Consider the following 21,307-nt stretch of genomic DNA (forward strand, 5'->3'; position numbering starts at 1 on the left):
CTCCCTCTCCACCCTACTTTTCCCAACAGTCCTGCCCTATAAAACAGGTCTTTTAAGAAAAGGGAGCCCATGCACTATGGAAATCGATAAGCCCATTCTGCGCCCACCATTCCCCACCATGTTCACCCCACATGACGGCAAGCCTCCCTCTCCACCCTACTTTTCCCAACAGTCCTGCCCTATAAAACAGGTCTTTTAAGAAAAGGGAGCCCATGCACTACGAAAATCGATAAGCAATTTATGATATATGGCGTTTATCAGAAGTCACGCATGACAAAGCACCCTATTGTTGAGCCTTTGCTGTCTGCAACATCTGCATTATCTGCTCTGTCCCCACATTATCCCCCATCTGCGCTGAGGCATTTTGCTCTTCTTGAAAAGAGTTTTGCGCCTTTATCGCAATTTTATGAATAAGTGAAGCTGGTAAAGGCGAATAGCGTAAGAGATCGAGCATAATCTCAGGCGTTGTAAAATTTTGCATCAAAGGCAGCAATTGCATGATCAGTGCAAAAGTACGCTCTTTTTCATTAAGACTTGTTGGTGCATCATCCACGACAATATCATATTCCAAGCTTGTCACCATTTCGCGTGTCAGCGGCACATACTGGGCATTTTCATCACCAGCAATACGCACCAACCGCCCATCGGACAGATAATTTTGAATAAGATAGAGAATAATTTTTCCCTGTCGTTGCCGATATCGACGCAACCCATCAAAAAAGGAAGCCAAAAGATTAAGTGACGATTGTCGCCGTTGTTGTTCAAGAATGCCAGGCTGATTGACAGCTCGCGTCCCAATAAATTCAGAAGACAACCCCGTCACCTGTTCGAGAGCGCTCTTTGCTTCATTAAACAATTGGAAAAACCCTTGCGGAAATTGTGCCATGGGTTTAGGCTGGATTCTTCCCCCAGACACCGCCCCACTTTTCAACCAAGTAATACTATCGGCTCTAGCCCAACTCTCGAGGGCTTGTCGATCATCATCAAAAGCATCGCGCTCTGCCATAATTCCGCCTTTTGATTGGCTATTGAGCAAATGCATCACTTGACTAAAATATTTGTTTGCCCACCGTTGCGGATCTTTTGTAGGGCGCACAATTCCATAAAATTGCCGGCTTAACTTATCAAAAGTACCGGTAATACACTCCCATCCCAATTGATTGGGTGGAACCAAAGGCTTATCAGGCGCTTCAAGCAGCTTTCTACCTAAAAATGCCCGTTTGACAATTTTTCTGTTCAACCTTGTTGCTTGAACATGAGGAAAGGTTTTGCTTAAATTTTGGAAATCCTGCTCTGAATAATCGACAAACTTTCCACTTAGAGGCTCGAGAACTTTATAAACCACCTCGCGTTCAAACCAGCGACATTCTACCAATGTCACCATTTTAGGACGTTGATAACCACTCCCCTCTTCTCCTTGATACCCCCTCTCGGACTGATAACTTTGTGTCATCCCATCGCTGGTTGAATGTAAAAAACTCTGATGTTTAACCCAATCAGCATTAAGGTCACTCCAATGAACATGGGGAAACATTTCCTGCGCCACAGCAAGGGGTTTTTCATCAATATACCATAAGCGTTGTGCATCAATGAGATTAGGCTTGACAGCACTAGCATCCCACACCATTTTCATCGGGTCTAAACGTGCAATGATTGGTTTTCCTTGCGGATCTTGTTCATAATCAAGGCGTGTATCTGTCCAGCCCATTCCGCAAATAATAGCATCTTGGAAGGCATCGGAATCTTCGTATTCCCCGTCAGCTTCATCACGAAACCACTCAGCCGCCCCTGTCAAAATCTGGTTTGCAAAGGCAGCCCCTTCTTGTCGTGGAATAAATTGCACTTGTCTTTTATTATTGCGCTCAGCCCCAATCACGGCATTAATTAAAGGCGCAATACGGTTAAAAGTCATAACCGGTCTGTTTTGTTCGTGTAAGACAGCCAAGTCTTGCTCATTCCATTGCCGTCCATTATAAAAATCGTAATCTTCTTGGGCATTTTTTCGCCATTTTTCGACATGATCAATATCATCCTGATACCAACCCACGAGTTTTTTAAAGAGAGCTTGATTTTCAAGCGTTTCGATTTGATTAAAAGAAGAATCTGTAGAACTATTCATTAAAAAGCCATCCATGAAGTTTGAGAATGGTGAAACGAGCGATAAGTTTTTTTTCGCGCTCTAGCATTTGGCTGTTCATAAGCCACACACATCAGTCCAAAGGCATCGGCCCCATGGCTTGCCCAATCATGTTCAGCGCCTAGTCCGATATTGCGCTGTTCGTCGCGCTTTTCATGATACCAAGCAAGCGCTTTTCTGCCCGCACATGTCGTTTCACGATTAAACCATAGTGCAGGAAACAACCGCCTTACGGCTTCGATACGCATTTTCACAGCGCCTGTTCCTTGGTTAGGAATTATTTTGGTTTGAAAACCAGCTTGTTGAAGGGCACTTTCAAAACTCACATTATAGACACGATCTTTTGTTGCGCCATCATGAGGCAAAACCATAAGAGCCTTTTCATATCCCCTTTGAAAGACCCAGCCCACATGCTCTGAGAGAGGTTGTCCTTGGGCTTCATAATAATCGAGCACTCGGATTTCCCGTCCAACAAACTGCGCGACCCACAATGCGGTAGCATCAGCCTTTGCGCCTGTTCCCCCGATATCCCAAAAGATTCTCACCTGCATCAAAGGATCACGTGGAACAGTGGTAATCCGCCCTTCCATTTCGGCTTCGAGAAGACATTTCTGATAATAAGCCCCTTGGACAGCTTGGAGATATTCGCCTTCCCAAATATGGTTATACTGCTCTGGTCTTTGCTGCAAATCGTCCATTCGATCACGATTGAGTTTTTCAGGAAATTGCGGATTATCACGCCAATTGATTTCCACCCCTTTGATATGAGGATTATCGACATTTCGGAAACGTTTTTCCACGGCTGCATTTTCATGGCACGGGTTCCATGTGACCCATAATTCTGCATTCCAATCTTTTCCTTCTTCGCGCAAAGTTGGAATAAGTGTTTGCCAAGCAGTCTCAGTCACGGGCTCGGCTTCATCGACCCAACAAAGGAAAACGCGCCCCATTGATTTAATACTTGCGATATTGCGATCAAGCCCAGCAAACACATAGACAATCCGTCCATCTTTTGACTTAATATATTTATCGCCGATTTCATAATAGTCTTGTAAAAAAGGATAAGCTTCGATAGCGCGTTTAATTTCTTCCAAAGAACTTTCATTAAGAGAATTTTGAAATTGCCGTGCACAAAGAATAATACCGCGTTCTCCAGCCATTCCATGGCGATATCCCACCACAGCCGACATCAAAGCAAAAGAACGTGTTTTTCCAGAACCGCGTCCTCCCCAAGCGGCTCGCACATCGGCATTTCCAGTAAAAACAGGAATAAGCTTTGGAATAAGAGCCACTTGAGCCGTATTCTGCTCAATTTTTTGAGAAATTTTCTGAACAGTTGTCATTATAAATTTTCATATTTTAGCAATAATTGCGCTTCACTCTTTTGCTTATCCCAAGTTTAATTATCCCAGAGCAATTGAAGGAAAAGAGCAATTGAACGAAAAACGCCCTTCTCAAAAGCAGCGCTTTACCTTCCTTCATCCTAATATTCAATAAATTTCACTTTTTTGCATGAGATCCCCTTGACCACACCTATGCGCCCCAAAGTCCCTATCCCCCCAAAGATCATTATCTCCAAGGGGTCCCTATTTTCCCCCATCACCGCCCCTCAAACACCGCGCCTGTCATCCCCCAACCACAAGCACGGTATCCCCCACCCAAATCATAGCCTCAGCACATAGCTCTCGGGCATATCCAAAGCCCAATATCCTCCAATATCATGCCCTCTCAAGCATCACCAATCCTCACACTTGTCTATCCCCCCAAGATACCCCCACCAAAACACATGTATCCCGCAAGCATAACACTTCTCTCAAGTTTCATGCCCTCACCTATCAAAACACTGTTCCATATCCACCACACAAATACCCTGTACCAAATCCCCTCCAGCACACGGGCCCTTACGGCATCATTCACCAAAGCCCCTTCCAGTATCACGAGCGCCCACAAGCACGATAGCCTCCGCTTCAATTCCCTCAAGATAGGCAATCACCAAAGCAGCCCCCTTCCAAGACATCACCCCACATCACCCACCTCAGCCTAACATTTTTCAATATCACAAGCCTCAGTTATCGAAGTATCACACTTCTCCGGTTCGCTATTTTTTGCATTCACTGGTACAATCTCAATACGCGAAACTGTTTTTGATATCTCCACACCTTCAATAACGAGAAAAGACCAAACCTTCACAAAAAATCCAAAACAGTAGATAACATCACGCCCCCTAAGCATTGTACCTCTCGAGTATCACCTCTTCAGCACACGCCCCTCTGTCATCGCCCATAAAATCCAGTGTCTCCACGTAGGAAGCCCAAATATCTCCCACCAAAATATTCTGCTCTCCAGTAAATGCCCAAACATCACAGCGCCTTCTTCAAGCCTTAGTTATCGAAGTATCACACTTCTCCGGTTCACTATTTTTTGCATTCACTGGTACAATCTCAATACGCGAAACTGTTTTAACCTGCCCTTCTCCAGCCCCCTGAAGAGGCAACACTTTTGCCAGCAGCGAAAAAAACGGTACGGGATTATTGAGAGCATGATACTGAAGATAAGACACCAGCCCATCTTCACCATAGTGATATCCAGCCTGCTCCGCCGCTGTCAAAAGAGCTTCATTAAATCGCTTTGTTGTTTTATTTAAAGCCCCTTTTTTCCGCCCTCTTCGACGTAAGGGAAGACAATGTTCATCTACCATCATCATGTTCCTTCCAACTAAAGAGAAACCAAAACCTCAAACACAAAAAATGACATAAAAATCAGCAACAAAATTTGCCAAGCATTCAACAATTAAAAAATGGGACACACCCAAAAAGATAAGAGCCCACATAAAGCCCAAATCCTCCGCATAATTTTACAGATTCACATTTTTACGCTTTTACATCATTACAGAACGCAGCCAAATGAAACGCTCAAATCACTACCCCGCACCGTTCTGTAAACACGGGTGTGTCAACAAGCTGATTTCTCGTCTATCAGATTTCCCTGCTGATTATTTCATATGGCTATCCCACACTTCAAAGCATGGTGTTTCATCAAACACGCCAGATAAGCTCTGATCTACAATTCGGCTTCAAAAAGCAAATTTTCCTCTGCTGAATAAAGCTTCCACCCCGCACCGGTTTTAAACTATCATCCAACCTCTTACCCAATAAATTCCCCTACTAACATCAGATTACCGCCCCCAAACATCCCTATTTTACAGTATAACAGACTAAAAAATATTTTAATTTTCTTGCCAATCTTCTGAAATTACTTTACTAATGAGGCAATTTTGGTCGTCTACGCAACAACCAAGAGGGGTTAAAAGCCCTAAGTTCAGTACATAAAAATCGATACCACTTTGTGGGTATCTCCCGGATTCCGGGAGCTTTTGCTATGTCCAGGTGCTTGTCAGCACTAAAAGCAAAAGGCTGACTGAACTCAGTACTTTTAACTCCCGGAATACTCATGCGAGGGCGCTCGCAACCGGAGGGGAGCTTGAAGTGCAAACTAAAAATTCACATTTTAATGACATTTCAATAGGTAAAAGAATCCGTTATAGACGACTTTCAATGGGACTTTCTCAAAAGGAGTTAGGAAGCTATTTAGGTGTCAGTTTTCAACAAATCCAGAAATATGAAAAAGGTTTAAATCGTGTAAGCGCGGGGTGTTTGCTCGAAATTGCTAAAAAACTAGAGGTTCCTATGAACTTTTTTTATGCGGACCTTTTAACAGAAGATATTCCCACAAAAGAACATGCCTTACACCACGATCAAGACACATACAGCGAAAAAGAATACGCACTTTTGAAAAACTTTAGAGAGCTCCAGCCGAAAAAACAAAAAGCAATCTTGTGGTTAATTTCTGATTAGACAAAAGCGCACCCATCAACATCCCTCGCCAATATATCCAACATCCTTAAAATATAAGCTTCAGATCACGACACTTCAAAGAAGGCAATTTTATCAGACAAGACAGATAAGCCCTGCCCTAAAATATTCCCTCACACACCTTTCTCCAGTCAACGCGATTTATCCCCCTCTTCATCCCAGCTTTCCCCACTCCATTCACAAATGCGTCCCCTAGTTCTCCGACCACATTCCATGCCAAGACAAAAACATACAACGCATAAATCTTTCACTTCACTTTTACGGATTCACATTTTTACGCTTTTCCATCTTTACAAAAGGCAGCAAATGAAACTGTTCCCCCAGTGTCTTATACTGCTCTGTCAAGAATCCGACATCTTGTAGCAGTTTCCTCCTACCAACCACTCAGACAGATCAGCATACCATACCCCTCAAACAACGGATTCAACAAGCAAGGCTTTTCTGAATATTCTTACACCCGTCCCTCTCCAACACAAAGAGCGAAAGCTCCCACAAATACCGAACAATTCCGCTTCGAAGCAAATACCCCACCCAAAAGACAAAGCTTCACACACACACCAAAAAGCTTCTCCCACAGTGCCAATTTTCACATGCTTCATCCTAGCTTTCCACTTCATTTGCAGACTTGTTCCCCAGTCCTTTCCCACATTCCATGCCAAGACAAAAGCATACAACACATAAATTCTTCACTTCATTTTTACGGATTCACGTTTTTACGCTTTTCCATCTTTACAGAAAGCAGCCAAACGAAATTTCCAAACCAGCCCACCACTCAATAAACAAGAGTCTGTTAACAATCCCACTTTTTATCGAGCACATTGCATTTGGGCAACCACCTCTCACCACCCCTCAAAGAATGCTGTTTCACCAGACACAGACAGATAACCCCTACCCTCAAATATCCAGACACTCTCACAAAAAGCATCTTATAAATTGATGTACTTGAAGGTCTCTCAACGGCATATCTTTGCCTCTAATGCCCCATCTCCCCCTACCTCAAATGACAATATTTTACAGCATAAGGCATAAGGCATAAGGCATAAGGCATAAGGCATAAGGCATAAGAATATAATGAGATAATTTTTAAGATACAAAAAAATGCTCTCATTTTCCAAATCTTTTAATTGTTCTTGCCAATCCCTTGAAATTACTTTATCACTCAAAAGGTGCCTTGATCGTCTACGCAGCGATCAATAGGGAGTTGAAGCCCGAAAACTCAAACGTTAATTTACCCCACGTTGTGGGTATCCCGGAGTTCCGGGAGTTTTTGCTATGTCCAAGTGCCATGAGCACTAAAAGCAAAAAGCTGATTTGAGTTCAGTGCTTTCAACCTCCCGGAATACTCATGCGAGGGCGCTCGCAACCGGAGGGGAGCTTGAATTGCAAACAAAAAATCCACATTTTAATGACATTTCAATAGGTAAAAGAATCCGTTATAGACGTATTTCAATGGGACTTTCTCAAAAGGAGTTAGGAAGCTATTTAGGTGTCAGTTTTCAACAAATCCAAAAATATGAAAAAGGTTTAAATCGTGTAAGCGCGGGGTGTTTGCTAGAAATTGCTAAAAAACTAGCAGTTCCTATTACCTTTTTTTATACTGATATTTTTGCAGAAGAAGATATTCCCACAAAAGAAACTCTCTTACACCACGATCAAGACACATACAGCGAAAAAGAACACGCCCTTTTGAAAAACTTTAGAGAGCTCCAGCCGAAAAAACAAAAAGCAATCTTGTGGTTGATTTCTGATTAAGCAAAAGCGCACCCATCAACATCCCTCGCCAATATTCCCCTCTGCCTAAAGCCTTGCCGCCTGATACCACCACATCTCAAAAAACGGTTTAGGCACCGGTTTACGACATCATAGGATAACAAACTTCAAAATAGGATAAAAACACCAAAACCTTGGAAAAACATCCCCACCCCTCTCACAGAATCTTATCAAAAGATCTCTTCTGATTTAAACGCACAATTCCGATTGTATCATTATGATACCTTTTTACATTTACCTTGTCAAGTTTTTATATTTTTCTTTTGATATTTTTGTGTTTTTCTTTAAGGGAGCCACATCCCTCAAAACACTTTTCCTGCAAAATGCCCCTCATACAAAACACAATGACTAAAACAACAAGAGCTAAAATAGGATTTTTCCTAAATAGGTATCCCTCTAAATGGGCTTCCCTCTAAATAGAATTCCCCCTCTAAATAGGCTTCCCCTCTAAATAGGATTTCATTGTATTGCTCATTCCACCCGCTTACTAAAAAAACACCTCTCAATGCTTCTCACACCCATTTCACGGATATCCCCCATACAAATATAGATGCAACTATAATTGTTAAGTTCCGCATAGAATATAAACGCCCACCACGATTTTTCTCTCTTCACATCTCTTTACACATCAGCTCTGCAATCTGTTCACAGCCATTCCCCACACACTCTTCTCCAGAAAACGCACTTCAACAGCACTCTTCATCCCAACTTTCTCCTCCATTCACGAAGACACTTTCCCCCAATCCTTCTCACCACTCCATACAATAACAATATATTGATTTATAAGGATAATTTAGCATTATTTATATTGATTGAGAGTTCCGAATATCGTAAGATTCTCTCATTTCAAATCCCTCCCATGTTGAATCAATCAAAATCATTCGCTTCCACGTTAAAAGCGAGGAGAGCCCGTGTAAAACTATTAAGAAAGGAGTAAAATGGCTCTTATGAACCGTTCCAAGAGCTGTCACAACATTAGGGGCTAGCAAATATAATGATAATACCCAGCTTGCTTCTTCATAAGTGTAAAGATAGGGGTGCTCAATGGATTTATCATTATACCATGACAAAAAACACGCACAATATATAAATCCACAAATCCTCCGCTTCATTTTACAGATTCACATTTTTACGCTTTTACATCATTACAGAACGCAGCCAAGGAAAGGTTCACCACCCCGCACCACTCTATAAACAATAGTCTGTAAACGAACCCAGCTTTTTGCCTAGTTACCCCCCTTACAGTCTTCAGACGCCCTCCTCAAACGACAGCACTTCGTCAAGCTTGACAAATCAAGCCCTATCTCCTTAAAAACCGCCATCCTTCACGCATCTCTTTGCACCAACGCCTTACCCACACTCTCCCCCTATCCATGCGCACACTCTCTTCATCCTCCATTCCCCCTTTTTCTCTCCCATCACACACTCACAACTTAACACCCCTCTTCATCCCAGCTTTCCCCGCTCCATTCACAAACGCGTCCCCTAGTTCTCTGACCACATTCCACGCCATGATAAAAGCCCACACAAAGCACAAATCCCTCACTTCACTCTTACAGATTCACATTTTTACGCTTTTACATCATTACAGAACACAGCCAAAGAAAACCCCCAAACCACCACGCGACAATTTGATAAAAACAAAACACCTTTCCAACAATCTCAAACAACAGATTTCTGTAAAGAGTTCATATGAATTTGATTGTTTAGATCTGACTATTAGATTGGCATATAGAGCCGTAGAACAGAAAGTAATTTTCTATAAGACAGAAACGATAAAAGCGCTATATAACTGAGACAGAACATGAAAGATTGCAAACAGATAAAACGACATCTTTCTTCGTTACAACACTGAAATTGTAACCGAGACGACGGATAATTGTCGTCTGAATATGCAATTTTCATATCTGCAAATTTTTATTGATTAATTCAATCCCAACACTTCCCCTGAAACACATTTCTTCATTATCTACTTCTTTGAGACAAACCGGCAAAGGGGTTTCATCTATTATAAGTGCGAATATAATAACGCGTTACTCCAACCTCATCATAAGAAACCATAGACAAGATACCTGTCTTTATTGGCGTTATTTGATAAGTCAAAATTACACCATTTTGCTGTTTGTTTGGTTGATCTGTATAGATCACGTTATATCCATTCCGTCGCAAGAGATTAATAAATACAGGAGTAAAGTTGTCTTCTGTTTTATTTTTTTTCACAATAAGTGTTGTTGTAGCGGGCGGTAAAGGTTTTTTAAGATTACGAACAAAATCGTTAGCAATTAATTTTATATCATCTTGCGTAATATTTGGACTAACATAACTTGATGAATAATTATTGATAGATGCACAACCAGCCACCAATACAAGCGGTAACGGAAATAAATATTTTGACATCTTAACTCCCCTATTAATTGTATTCTCTTCTGAGAAGCTCCTACACCAGAAATAAGAGCATCCTTTCAAAGAATAGCCTTAACAACATACTGCTTTACTATCAAGCATTAGTTAATCACTTTCTCGCTTGTTTAAAAAACGACCACCATCTCTCATAGTACTCAAAGCTTATGTTTAAGACACAAAATATATATGTTAAAAGTGCGAAAAAACACATGTAAAGCATATAGTATATGTATACTTACTTTCATGGTGTGTTGCATTACATAAACCAACGCACAGCACCCTTCATTTCCCCTCCATTCACGAAGACACTTCCCCCCAATCCTTCTCACCCCTCCATATCATGACAAAAAACACGCACAATATATGAACCCATAAATCTTCCACTTCACTTTTACAGATTCACATTTTTACGCTTCTCCACATTTACAGAACAAAGCCAAGGAAAGGTTCACCACCCCGTACCACTCTATAAACAAAGGTCTGTAAAGAATTCAAATGCTTGCCTAGCAAGTTTCCACCACTGACCACTCATTCGTTTCAGATCACCCCCTTCAAAGAGCTGTGTTTTTACCTCATGAATAAGATAATGAGCGAACCGTCTTTAGAAAAAAGAAACGGCATGGAGATATCAAATATATCAATGGTCGTCATCGACTGTCGTGTTAAGGGGTGTTAACTCTTTATTTTTCTTAATTTTTACAACGCCAAGAATTCCCGTGGAAATAATTAATGCGGACATCGCTAAAAAAGAGCTTAACAATCCCACGAGAGCCAAAAGTCCAGCAATAAAGCCAGACATTGCTTCCGCAGAGTTTGCTAAAGTTGAAAAGGTTCCAAAACTCTTACCAAAATCTTCACGACGAGAATATAATTGAATAGCTGAGACTAAACCAATATCCACAAAGGCACCAATAAATCCTAAAACAAATGCTAACACGAGAAGGAATTTTAAATAAATTTCTGCAGCTAAGGGCATAACAAACAGAATAACCCCATAAAGAAGCCAAAATATCATGAGCTTCAACGATGTAATATTTAATATAATTTTACTATATAACAAACCACCAACAATAGTTCCAACAGCCATGAGAGAAAAAATATAACTCACAAAGCTTTCCTCTCCCCCCACAAAAAGAACAAAAGCTGGAATTAAAAATCTTAAAATAGCACCCGTAAAGAGAATAGCAAACGACGATCCAACGAGCGTAATAAATAAATTATTATTTTCTGTAGAAATATATTTAAGATATGAAGCTGTTTCTCTATAAATTTTTATAAAATTGAATGATTTATTCTCGCTTGAATTTAAATTCATGAGATTAAATAACATGATAATAGATATAAAATAGGTAAAAAAATCAAAAATGAGTACTGCCGATTTATTTGCTAAAAAAAAGCAGTATGGAACAAACCAAAGGGCCAATGACGGCTGCCGTTTCCATGATAATTTGAGCAATGCTATTGGCCTTTGTAAGATCTCTTATTGAAAACATTCTGGGAATAGCGGCTTGAAAACTTGGTTGGAAAATACTTCTTCCGATCGTTGTACATATTGCTGCAAAAATAAGAACAATGATATGTGCCGTACCTGTTATATAAGTTATAAAAACAAACAATGAAGCTAATAATCTAACAACTTCACTTAAGATCATATTTTTCTTCAAAGAAAAATTATCCGCTAACCAACCTCCTATAGGGCCAAAAAAGAGAAAAGGGATAAATCGAAAAAAATACACAAGACCTGTAAAAAAGGTGTTATCTGTTAATTCTAAGACCAGTAAAATAAAAACAACTTCATAAGCATAATCACCAACTTTGGAAATAAAGAGAGAACAAAAAAGAGCTAATGGACTCTTTTTTAAAAACAAATTCATATCAACCATCCGATATTAAACTTTTCTACACTTAAAGTTACACTTCCTTCGATACAATTGGTGATATGAACTTCAGAAGAGTCTTTTATTCTAATAAATCGCTTAATAAGTTAAGTGAAAGTTTTTAAAGAAATACTCCTCTTGATATAAGCATTTACTCTAATATCAAGTAATATATTAATTTTTCTTGCTTATTTGCTTTAAAAAAAGAAAGAATGTAAAAATTATGAGATCACAATCTGCTATATTAGTACACTGACTTCCAGCCCACGTCTCAAAGAATGAAAATTCCCAACCAGCACTAATCTACAATCCCACGTCAAAAAGCAGCTTTCCCCACAAAATAAAGCTTACACCCACCCACTCCTCAAACGACAGCACTTCGTCAGGCTCGACAAATCAAACCCTATCTCCTTAAAAACCGCCATCCTTCACGCATCTCTTTGCAACACCCGCCTTACCCACACTCTCCTCTTATCCATGCGCACTCTCTTCATCCTCCATTCCCCCTTTTCTCTCCCATCACACACTTAACAACTGAACACCCCTCTTCCTCCCAGCTTCCCCCTCCATTCACGAAAACACTTCCCCCCAATCCTCGCACCACATTCCACGCCCCCAAAAGCCCAAAGTGACCCAAAACACGCACAATATATAAATCCACAAATATATAAATCTATAAGTCCTCCGTTTCACTTTTACGGATATACGTTTTTACATTTTTACATCTTTACAGAACGAAACCAACGAAAGGTTCACCACCCCGCACCGCTCTATAAACAATAGTCTATAAACGAACCCAGCTTTTTGCCTAGTACCCTTACAGTCTTCAGACACCCCCCTCAAACGACAGCACTTCGTCAGGCTCGACAAATCAAACCCACTCTCCTCGCCATCCATCACGCATCTCTTTGCACCACCACACCTCTTATCCATACTCTCCTCTTATCCATGCGCACTCTCTTCATCCTCCATTCCCCCTTTTTCTCTCCCGTCACACACTTAACAACTGAACACCCCTCTTCCTCTAAGCGTCTCCCTCCATTCACGAAAACACTTCCCCCCAATCCTCGCACCACATTCCATACCATGACCAAAAACACGCACAATATATAAATCCACAAATATATAAATCCATAAGTCCTCCGTTTCACTTTTACGGATATACGTTTTTACGTTTTTACATCTTTACAGAACGAAACCAACGAAAGGTTCACCACCCCGCACCGCTCTATAAACAATAGTCTATAAACGAACCCAGCTTTTTGCCTAGTACCCTTACAATCTTCAGACACCCCCCCTCAAACGACAACACTTCATCAGGCTCAACAAATCAAGCCCTGCCCTCAAATATTCTAGCTCTTCACACCCCCTAAAAGAGCAGTGTTTTACGGCATAATAGAATAGAAAATTTTTGATTGTTCTTGCCAATCTTCTGAAATTACTTTATCACTTAAAGTGTAATTTTGGTCGTCTACGCAACGATCAATAGGGATTAAAAACCCGAAGACTTGACACATAAATTTATCCCGCTTTGCGGGTATCCCGGGATTCCGGGAGATTTTGCTATGTCCAGGTGCTTTGGCACTAAAAGCAAAAAGCTGAGTCAAGTCAGTGTTTTTAACTCCCGGAATACCAATGCGAGGGCGCTCGCCCCCAGCGGGGGCTTGAAGTGCCAACCAAAAATCCATATTTTGCACTTTTTTAAAAAGTACCCAATCTTATAGTCTTTGATATTATTTTAATTTTTCTTGCCAATTTTCTGAAATTGCCTTATGAATTGACCTGTGTTTTTGATCGTATACGCAGCGGTCAAATAGGGAGCTAAAAGCCCGAAAACTCGTACATGAATTTGTCCCGCTTTGCGGATATCCCGGAATTCCGGGAGTTTTTGCTATGTCCAGGTGCTTCCCAGCACTAAAAGCAAAAAAACTGATTCGAGTTCAGTACTTTTAGACTCCCGGAATACCAATGCGAGGGCGCTCGCAACCGGAGGGGGGCTTGAAGTGCCAACTAAAAATCCACATTTTATCGACATTCTGATAGGCAAAAGAATCCGTCACAGACGCATTGCAATGGGAGTTTCCCAAAAAGAATTAGGATGCCATTTAAGCGTCAGTTTCCAACAAATCCAAAAATACGAAAAAGGCTTAAACCGTGTAAGTGCCAAATGTTTACTGGAAATCGCCCAAAAACTAGAAGTTCCTATGAACTTTTTTTATGCAGACATTGCCACAAAAGAAGATCTTTCAACAAAAGAAACTCTCTTACACCACAATCAAGAAACCTATAGCGAAAAAGAACACACCCTTTTGAAAAATTTTAGAGAACTCCAGCCGAAAAAACAAAAAGCAATCTTGTGGCTAATTTCTGATTAAGCAAAAGCGCAACGATCAACATCATTCCATTCATATTCCCCTTAAGTCGAATTCAAACCAGCACACCCCTTCAAAGAGCAATGTTTTACGGCGAATAAACAGCATTTCTCTTTAACGCTTTTACGCACAAAGCAATAAAGCAATAAAGCAATCCCGCTTGTGACTTCACTTATAACATTGCAAGAAAATAGCTTTCACGACAACCAGAAGTAAAAGAATCCTACGATATTCGAGAACGCTCATTTAACATGCAAAAACACCGACCACTCCCTTTGCTTTGCAATAAAACACCGCTGTTTCATCGTGAATTTTTCTAAATCAGCACGCTTCAAAGAGCGGTGTTATCGCATAATAGGATTATCACCGCCCTTTATAGCGTGAATTTTTCCACACTTAATCTTCAGGCAAAAATTCCAACCGATCTCCTTGTTTTGTAATTTTCACCGTTGTCTCATCATGAATTTTTCCAAATAAGATATTTTCCGCCAGTGGGTCTTGAATTTCTTTTTGGATAATCCGTTTAAGCGGACGCGCACCATAGAGCGGATCATAGCCCTTATCGGCAAGAAATTTTCTCACCTCTGGCTCGATTTGCAAAGTTATTTTGCGTTCATTGAGCAAATTTTGCAAATGTTCTATCTGAATATCGACGATCGCTTCCATATCGTGACGTTGCAGCCTTTGAAAGAGAATAATCTCATCAATACGGTTTAAAAACTCAGGACGGAAAGCCGCTTTAACGACATTCATAACATCATTTTTTGCCTGCTCAACGGTTTGCCCTTCAGGCAAAGCAGTTAAAAACTCAGCACCAAGATTAGAAGTCATAATCAGCAAGGTATTGCGAAAATCGACGGTACGTCCTTGACTATCGGTCAAACGTCCCTCATCCAACACTTGCAACAAGAGATTAAAAATATCAGGGTGTGCTTTTTCAATTTCGTCGAATAGAATGACCTGGTAAGGTCTTCTACGTACAGCTTCGGTCAGCACCCCACCCTCTTCATATCCAACATATCCAGGTGGCGCCCCAATCAGCCGCGCCCCAGCATGCTTTTCCATATATTCCGACATATCGATGCGCAACATGGCATTGGAGTCTTGGAAAAGAAAAGCCGCGAGAGCTTTGGTTAATTCGGTTTTTCCCACACCGGTAGGACCCAAAAACATGAAAGAGCCAAGCGGGCGATTGGGATCTTGCAACCCTGCGCGCGCACGGCGTACAGCGCGAGAAACAGCTTGAACAGCCTCTCCCTGCCCAATCACACGTTTGCTAATTTCATCTTCCATACGCAACAGCGCCTCCCGTTCTGCCTCCAGCATTCGATCAACAGGAATACCGGTCCAGCGTGAAACAATCCGCGCCACATGTTCAGCAGTAACCGTCTCTTCAACGAGATGATTTTGTTGATCATCATTTTCCGCAATGCTCAATTGTTTTTCGAGTTCAGGGATAACGCTATAAGCGAGCTCTCCAGCGCGTTGGAATTGTCCATCACGTTGTGCAATAGCCAAAGCATTACGAGCTTCTTCGAGTTGTTTTTTCAAATCAGCAGCATGCCCTAATTTTTGTTTCTCAGCCTGCCAAGCACTTGTCATCTCAGCGGAATGTTGTTCCAATGTTTTGAGTTCCTCCTGCACATTTTCCAAACGTTCTTTTGCTGTTGGCTCGACATCTGTTTTCAAAGCTTCCCGTTCGATCTTCAACTGTAAAATACGCCGATCAACAGCATCGAGTTCTTCCGGCTTTGAATCGACCTGCATGCGCAACCGTGCCGCCGCTTCATCGATAAGGTCAATAGCTTTATCCGGCAAGAAGCGATCCGTAATATAGCGGTTAGACAAACGCGCCGCCGCAATCAAAGCACTATCAGCCAAGCGCACTTTGTGATGTTGTTCATATTTTTCCTTAATACCGCGCAAGATAGAAATAGTATCTTCTAAAGAGGGTTCCGGTACAAAGACAGGCTGAAAGCGGCGTGCAAGAGCAGCATCTTTTTCGACATATTTTCGATATTCATCGAGCGTAGTAGCCCCCACACAATGGAGTTCTCCGCGTGCAAGAGCAGGTTTTAACAAGTTAGAAGCATCCATAGGACCGTCAGATTTTCCAGCCCCAACGAGATTATGCAATTCATCGATAAACAAAATGATCTGCCCATTTTCAGCTTGCACCTCTGCCAACACCGCTTTGAGGCGCTCTTCGAATTCCCCACGATATTTTGCACCAGCGATAAGCGCTCCCATATCCAACGCATGAAGCTGTTTATCCCGCAAAGTTTCAGGCACATCGCCATTAACAATGCGCAATGCCAACCCTTCCACGATAGCTGTTTTCCCCACCCCAGGCTCACCGATAAGCACAGGATTATTTTTGGTCCGCCGTGAAAGCACCTGAATAGTGCGGCGGATTTCCTCTTCCCGCCCAATCACAGGGTCGAGTTTTCCTTCACGGGCATCTTTTGTGAGATCACGGGCATATTTTTGCAAAGCATCATATTGGCTTTCGGCATGGGGGCTTGTTGCTGTTTTTCCTTTCCGCAAATCATTAATAGCCTCATTAAGCGCCTGCGCTGTCAACCCTCCGTTTGTAAGAATATCAGCAGTTTTTGCGGTCTTTTCCATGATCAGCGCTTGCAACACACGCTCAACGGTCACAAATTGATCACCGGCTTTTTTCGCCAAATCTTCCGCCATGTTAAAGACTTTTGCCAACGGCTGAGAGAGATAGAGCTGTCCATTCCCCCCTTGCACTTTAGGCAAAGCATCAAGTGCTTCGTTAAGCGCCTTTCGAATAAGAGTAAGATCACCACCCGCTTTTTGGATCAGTGATGCTGCCAATCCTTGAGAATCGTCTAACAACACTTTCAACAGATGCTCCGGCAAAAACTGCTGATGATCAGAAGCAAGGGCACCACTTTGTGCTGATTGTAAAAAACCCTGCACGCGTTCGCTATATTTTTCCAAATTCATTTTTTTTCCTTAAATCTCAAGCCACCACCGCACTTTAAATTCCCCCAACATTCCACAAAAGAGACATCTTCAAAGGACAGCCCACCCCCCACAAAACACCGCAAATGATGCCGCATGAAGAAGAACCGTAGTGCTAAAAAGAATATGGGTTTTTACACGCCTCATAGCAAGAGGGAGAAAAAAATACGCTATCAATTTAAACAAAAACCGCAACTCCCCTATACGCCCCACCAGCCCAGCTTCCCCACCAGCCCAACCTCCCCACCAGCCCAACCCCAACCGGCCTAGCCCCACTATTACAGTCTCTTCACCCCCAATGCTCCCATCGATGTCAGACAAAAGCCCAACGTAACCAAAACACGCACAATATATAAATCCACAAATCCTCCGCTTCACTTTTACGGATATACATTTTTACGCTTTTACATCTTTACAGAACAAAGCCAACGAAAGGCTCACCACTCCACACCGCTTTGTAAACACTGTTCTGTAAACAATCCAACTTCTTATCTCAAAGGCCCCCTACTGATTACTTTGTATAGTTATCACCCACCCCACAAACGAAACTGTTTCATTAGACTAGACAGATAAGTCCAGCCTAAAACATTTATCACACACTCTAAAAAACGCCTAAATGTGAATATTGATATGCTGATATCACACCCCTCCAAATAGCGCCGTTTTATGGCATAACAGAATAGAAAATTTTTGATTGTTCTTGCCAATCTTCTGAAATTACTTTATCACTTAAAGTATCATTTTGATCGTCTACGCAGCGATCAACAGGGAAAACAGGCCCTAAACCCTAGCGTACAATTGAGCCTACTCTTGTGGGTATCCCGGAATTCCGGGAGTTTTTTGCTATGTCCAGGTGCGTTTCCGCACTAAAAGCAAAAAGCTGACTAGGGTTCAGTACTTGTTGCTCCCGGAATACCAATGCGAGGGCGCTCGCAACCGGAGGGGGTGTAAAGTTCCAACTAAAAATCCAAATTTTATCGACATTTCTGATTAAGCAAAAGACGCGATTTATAATCCATATTTCGCACTTTTTAAAAAGTACCCAATCATATAGTCTTTGAGATTATTTTCATTTCTCTTGCCAATCTTCTGAAATTACTTTATCACTTAAAGTGTCATTTTGATCGTCTACGCAGCGACCAAAGGGAACTGAAAGCCCTAAACCCTAGCGTAAAAATGAGCCTACTCTTGTGGGTTTCCCGGATTCCGGGAGTTTTTGCCATGTCCAGGTGCTTTAAGCACTAAAAGCAAAAAACTGACTAGAGCTCAGTATTTTGACTCCCGGAATACCAATGCGAGGGCGCTCGCAACCGGAGGGGGGGGCTTGAAGTGCCAACTAAAAATCAAAATTTTTCGACATTCTGATTAAGCAAAAGACGCGATTTATAATCCATATTTCGCACTTTTTTAAAAAGTACCCAATTTTATAGTCTTTGAGATTATTTTCATTTCTCTTGCCAATCTTCTGAAATTACTTTATTGATAAGCACGTGTTTTTGATCGTCCACGCAACGATCAATAGGGAACTAAAAGCCCTAAATCCGAGCGTACAATTGAGCCTACTTTTGTGGGTATCCCGGAATTCCGGGAGTTTTTGCTATGTCCAGGTGCTTTAAGCACTAAAAGCAAAAAAACTGACTCGGATTCAGTACTTTTAGACTCCCGGAATACCAATGCGAGGGCGCTCGCAACCGGAGGGGGGGCTTGAAGTGCCAACTAAAAATCCAAATTTTATCGACATTCTGATAGGCAAAAGAATCCGCCACAGACGCATTTCAATGAGCCTTTCCCAAAAAGAATTAGGAAGCCATTTAGGTGTCAGTTTTCAACAAATCCAAAAATACGAAAAAGGCTTCAATCGTGTAAGCGCAGGATGTTTACTCAAAATCGCCCAAAAACTGGAAGTTCCTATAAGCTTTTTTTATGCAGACATTGCTACAAAAGAAGATATCTCAACAAAAGAAAATACCCCACTCCGTGATCAAGAAACCTATAGCGAAAAAGAACACACTCTTTTGAAAAACTTTAGAGACCTCCAGCCAAAAAAACAAAAAGCAATCTTGTGGTTGATTTCTGATTAGGAAAAAGAGCAACAATTAACATACCCCCGCTTAAAGTTTCCCATACCTGATATCACCATACCTCCAAGAGTGATGTTTTATGGCATATAAGATAATTCACACTATAGCTTGTTTTCTGTTTCCATTATTGCGTCAAGCCAAGCTGATTGAGGATTAGCAGCTGAGTTTTTAAGTTTGACTATTCGTAGCAAAGCGGAGTTAAACAAAAATGACATTATCGCTCAAAACCATGCCCCCTATTGAGTTTACGAGACGGTAGAACAGTGTCAAGAAAACAAAGCCCCGAAAAAAAAACAAAAATATGAGCGGTTAAGTAAAAATCAAAAATTGAATCTATAACGTTGAAAAAGCTGCTCTATGTTAGATTATCTCCACGTCCTCTAAACCTCAGAAAAATGATTTAAAACATTTGTTTTATTGATGAGCCAATCATTGAGAACGAATAATAGACAAAGAACGGTTCACCAATATCCTGATAGCCAATAAACAGAATAATCCACTCAATCCAGAAAGAAGGAACAATTTTCCAGCCGAAGTGTGACCTAAAACAAACGCTCCAACAAACGGCGCCACCAACATAGCTAAATTTTGTATAGACTGCACCCAGCCGGAAGCCAATCCAATCTGTTCATTGAAATTGCTTACCAGATAAACATTAGAAGATATGGAAAAGTAAGCGCTAACCATTCCAATAAGGAAAAAACAAAGCAACAAAGTCTCAATACGGAGTAAATCAAAGTAAAAAAAGCACACTGAGATCATGACAAAACCAATCATTGTTGACATTGCCGGCATTAACAACTCCGATATTTTGCCTGTAAGGGGTTTATGCTTTGATTGTTTCACACGCCAAAACCCATAGAGAAAATTACCAATCGCTGAAGCAGATACCAGTATTCCAAGAGTCTGTTTATTCATTTTCATTGTGCTGAGAATAACGGGCAACTGATTATTCACCATAAAGACCATGGCAAAATACACAAACACCACCGCCACATAGGCATACCAAGCTGTCCCATAAAGCCTCTGCTGTGCTTGCGTGGTATTCGCTTTTTTTATTCTTAGCGACGAGACAGGTTGTGCACCAAGACAACAAAACACGATAAAGCCTAGCAATGTCAAAAATCCAGAAAATAATAAAGTATATGTATCTGATAAAAGTACAGACAGAGCACTCCCCAAAGCAGGTCCTATCATCTTTGCTGCGCTATTGATCATGTTAAGCACAGAATAGTAACGAGTCCGTCCGTGTTCAGGCACAGAATTTGCACTAAGAACGGAAATTGCAGGCATGGCTAGACTGTTGAATGTCGCTCGAATAACTGCCAGTATAATAAATCCTTGCAGACTCGTCGCCAGCAATAAACCGACAGTACATAGCGCCCGTAACAGCAGTGACGCCCGCAACCAATGGATCATAGAACGGTGACTTACCAACATTCCAATTGGCTTAGACAGAACGATACCAGGGAATAATGTTGCCGCTCCAATAAAAGCGACATCATATTGATTAGCTTTCCAAGTGAACACAGATACGGTCAAAATCACGATATAATCAATCCAGCCCCCAAATGACACCATACCATTACCCAGCAAAAGCACCAACAAGCGATTTTTTATTGCCCCACCTCTTTGCACCAAAACACGCCCCCTTCTTTTTCCTTAGCAATACTGATTAGATGACCAATTTTTTCTCATACCCTAAAAGCATCAACGACCTTCCTGCAACAAAGCACCAACAAGCGATTTTTTATTGCCCCACCTCTTTGCACCAAAACACGCACCCCTTCTTTTTCGTTAG

General features: G+C 41.4%; 15 protein-coding genes and 1 pseudogene. 4 read left to right on the forward strand and 12 right to left on the reverse strand.

Annotation, left to right across the window (positions count from 1 at the left end):
* Positions 1 to 283: 283 nt before the first annotated feature.
* The 4 genes from ACFILL_RS06265 to ACFILL_RS06280 all read right to left on the reverse strand — a co-directional run bounded on the left by ACFILL_RS06265 (position 284) and on the right by ACFILL_RS06280 (position 4,838).
* Positions 284 to 2,134, reverse strand: a complete 1,851-nt coding sequence (locus tag ACFILL_RS06265; RefSeq protein WP_375631416.1) for a portal protein — start codon at positions 2,132 to 2,134, stop codon at positions 284 to 286.
* Complete coding sequence (locus ACFILL_RS06270; protein WP_375643515.1) at positions 2,119 to 3,480, reverse strand: PBSX family phage terminase large subunit; 1,362 nt, start codon at positions 3,478 to 3,480, stop codon at positions 2,119 to 2,121. The genes ACFILL_RS06265 and ACFILL_RS06270 overlap by 16 nt, the downstream gene beginning before the upstream one ends.
* Positions 3,481 to 4,177: 697 nt before the next feature.
* On the reverse strand, positions 4,178 to 4,369 hold the full coding sequence (locus ACFILL_RS06275) for a hypothetical protein (protein WP_375681085.1): 192 nt from the start codon (positions 4,367 to 4,369) through the stop codon (positions 4,178 to 4,180).
* A 142-nt stretch (positions 4,370 to 4,511) separates the two neighbouring features.
* Entirely contained in the window at positions 4,512 to 4,838 is a 327-nt protein-coding gene (locus tag ACFILL_RS06280) for a hypothetical protein (RefSeq protein WP_375643529.1), read from the reverse strand.
* Between the two features lie 784 nt (positions 4,839 to 5,622).
* On the opposite strand from ACFILL_RS06280, the gene ACFILL_RS06285 reads away from it, so the two are divergent.
* Entirely contained in the window at positions 5,623 to 5,991 is a 369-nt protein-coding gene (locus ACFILL_RS06285) for a helix-turn-helix domain-containing protein (protein ID WP_375643512.1), read from the forward strand.
* A 428-nt stretch (positions 5,992 to 6,419) separates the two neighbouring features.
* Here ACFILL_RS06285 and ACFILL_RS06290 read toward each other — a convergent pair whose 3' ends face one another.
* The gene (locus ACFILL_RS06290) at positions 6,420 to 6,686 is read right to left on the reverse strand and encodes a hypothetical protein (RefSeq protein WP_273791296.1); all 267 of its coding nucleotides are present in this window, start codon (positions 6,684 to 6,686) and stop codon (positions 6,420 to 6,422) included.
* 703 nt (positions 6,687 to 7,389) lie between these two features.
* Between ACFILL_RS06290 and ACFILL_RS06295 the strand changes: the two genes are divergently transcribed.
* The gene (locus ACFILL_RS06295; protein ID WP_375643511.1) at positions 7,390 to 7,761 is read left to right on the forward strand and encodes a helix-turn-helix domain-containing protein; all 372 of its coding nucleotides are present in this window, start codon (positions 7,390 to 7,392) and stop codon (positions 7,759 to 7,761) included.
* A gap of 2,019 nt (positions 7,762 to 9,780) precedes the next feature.
* Here ACFILL_RS06295 and ACFILL_RS06300 read toward each other — a convergent pair.
* From ACFILL_RS06300 to ACFILL_RS06315, 4 genes and pseudogenes are all read right to left on the reverse strand, one after another.
* A complete protein-coding gene (locus tag ACFILL_RS06300; RefSeq protein ID WP_375637704.1) occupies positions 9,781 to 10,176 on the reverse strand; it encodes a hypothetical protein in 396 nt (131 codons plus the stop codon).
* A gap of 643 nt (positions 10,177 to 10,819) precedes the next feature.
* Positions 10,820 to 12,056 (reverse strand): annotated as a pseudogene (locus tag ACFILL_RS06305) (MFS transporter).
* 493 nt (positions 12,057 to 12,549) lie between these two features.
* Positions 12,550 to 12,705, reverse strand: a complete 156-nt coding sequence (locus ACFILL_RS06310) for a hypothetical protein (protein WP_375643510.1) — start codon at positions 12,703 to 12,705, stop codon at positions 12,550 to 12,552.
* A gap of 739 nt (positions 12,706 to 13,444) precedes the next feature.
* Entirely contained in the window at positions 13,445 to 13,747 is a 303-nt protein-coding gene (locus ACFILL_RS06315; RefSeq protein ID WP_375643509.1) for a hypothetical protein, read from the reverse strand.
* Positions 13,748 to 14,062: 315 nt separating this feature from the next.
* Between ACFILL_RS06315 and ACFILL_RS06320 the strand changes: the two genes are divergently transcribed.
* Positions 14,063 to 14,434, forward strand: a complete 372-nt coding sequence (locus tag ACFILL_RS06320) for a helix-turn-helix domain-containing protein (protein ID WP_375643507.1) — start codon at positions 14,063 to 14,065, stop codon at positions 14,432 to 14,434.
* A 393-nt stretch (positions 14,435 to 14,827) separates the two neighbouring features.
* On the opposite strand, the gene clpB is transcribed toward ACFILL_RS06320, so the two are convergent.
* Positions 14,828 to 17,407 (reverse strand): ATP-dependent chaperone ClpB, encoded by a 2,580-nt coding sequence (gene clpB, locus ACFILL_RS06325; protein ID WP_375643506.1) that lies wholly within the window; start codon positions 17,405 to 17,407, stop codon positions 14,828 to 14,830.
* A 69-nt stretch (positions 17,408 to 17,476) separates the two neighbouring features.
* Positions 17,477 to 17,746, reverse strand: coding sequence for a hypothetical protein (locus ACFILL_RS06330; protein ID WP_375643505.1), 270 nt, complete (start codon positions 17,744 to 17,746; stop codon positions 17,477 to 17,479).
* A gap of 1,388 nt (positions 17,747 to 19,134) precedes the next feature.
* Here ACFILL_RS06330 and ACFILL_RS06335 point away from each other — a divergent pair.
* On the forward strand, positions 19,135 to 19,506 hold the full coding sequence (locus ACFILL_RS06335; RefSeq protein ID WP_375643527.1) for a helix-turn-helix domain-containing protein: 372 nt from the start codon (positions 19,135 to 19,137) through the stop codon (positions 19,504 to 19,506).
* A gap of 429 nt (positions 19,507 to 19,935) precedes the next feature.
* On the opposite strand, the gene ACFILL_RS06340 is transcribed toward ACFILL_RS06335, so the two are convergent.
* Positions 19,936 to 21,144 (reverse strand): MFS transporter, encoded by a 1,209-nt coding sequence (locus ACFILL_RS06340; RefSeq protein ID WP_375643526.1) that lies wholly within the window; start codon positions 21,142 to 21,144, stop codon positions 19,936 to 19,938.
* Positions 21,145 to 21,307 lie beyond the last annotated feature (163 nt).

This window comes from Bartonella sp. AP20NXHL, from assembly GCF_042196165.1.
Taxonomy (GTDB): domain Bacteria; phylum Pseudomonadota; class Alphaproteobacteria; order Rhizobiales; family Rhizobiaceae; genus Bartonella.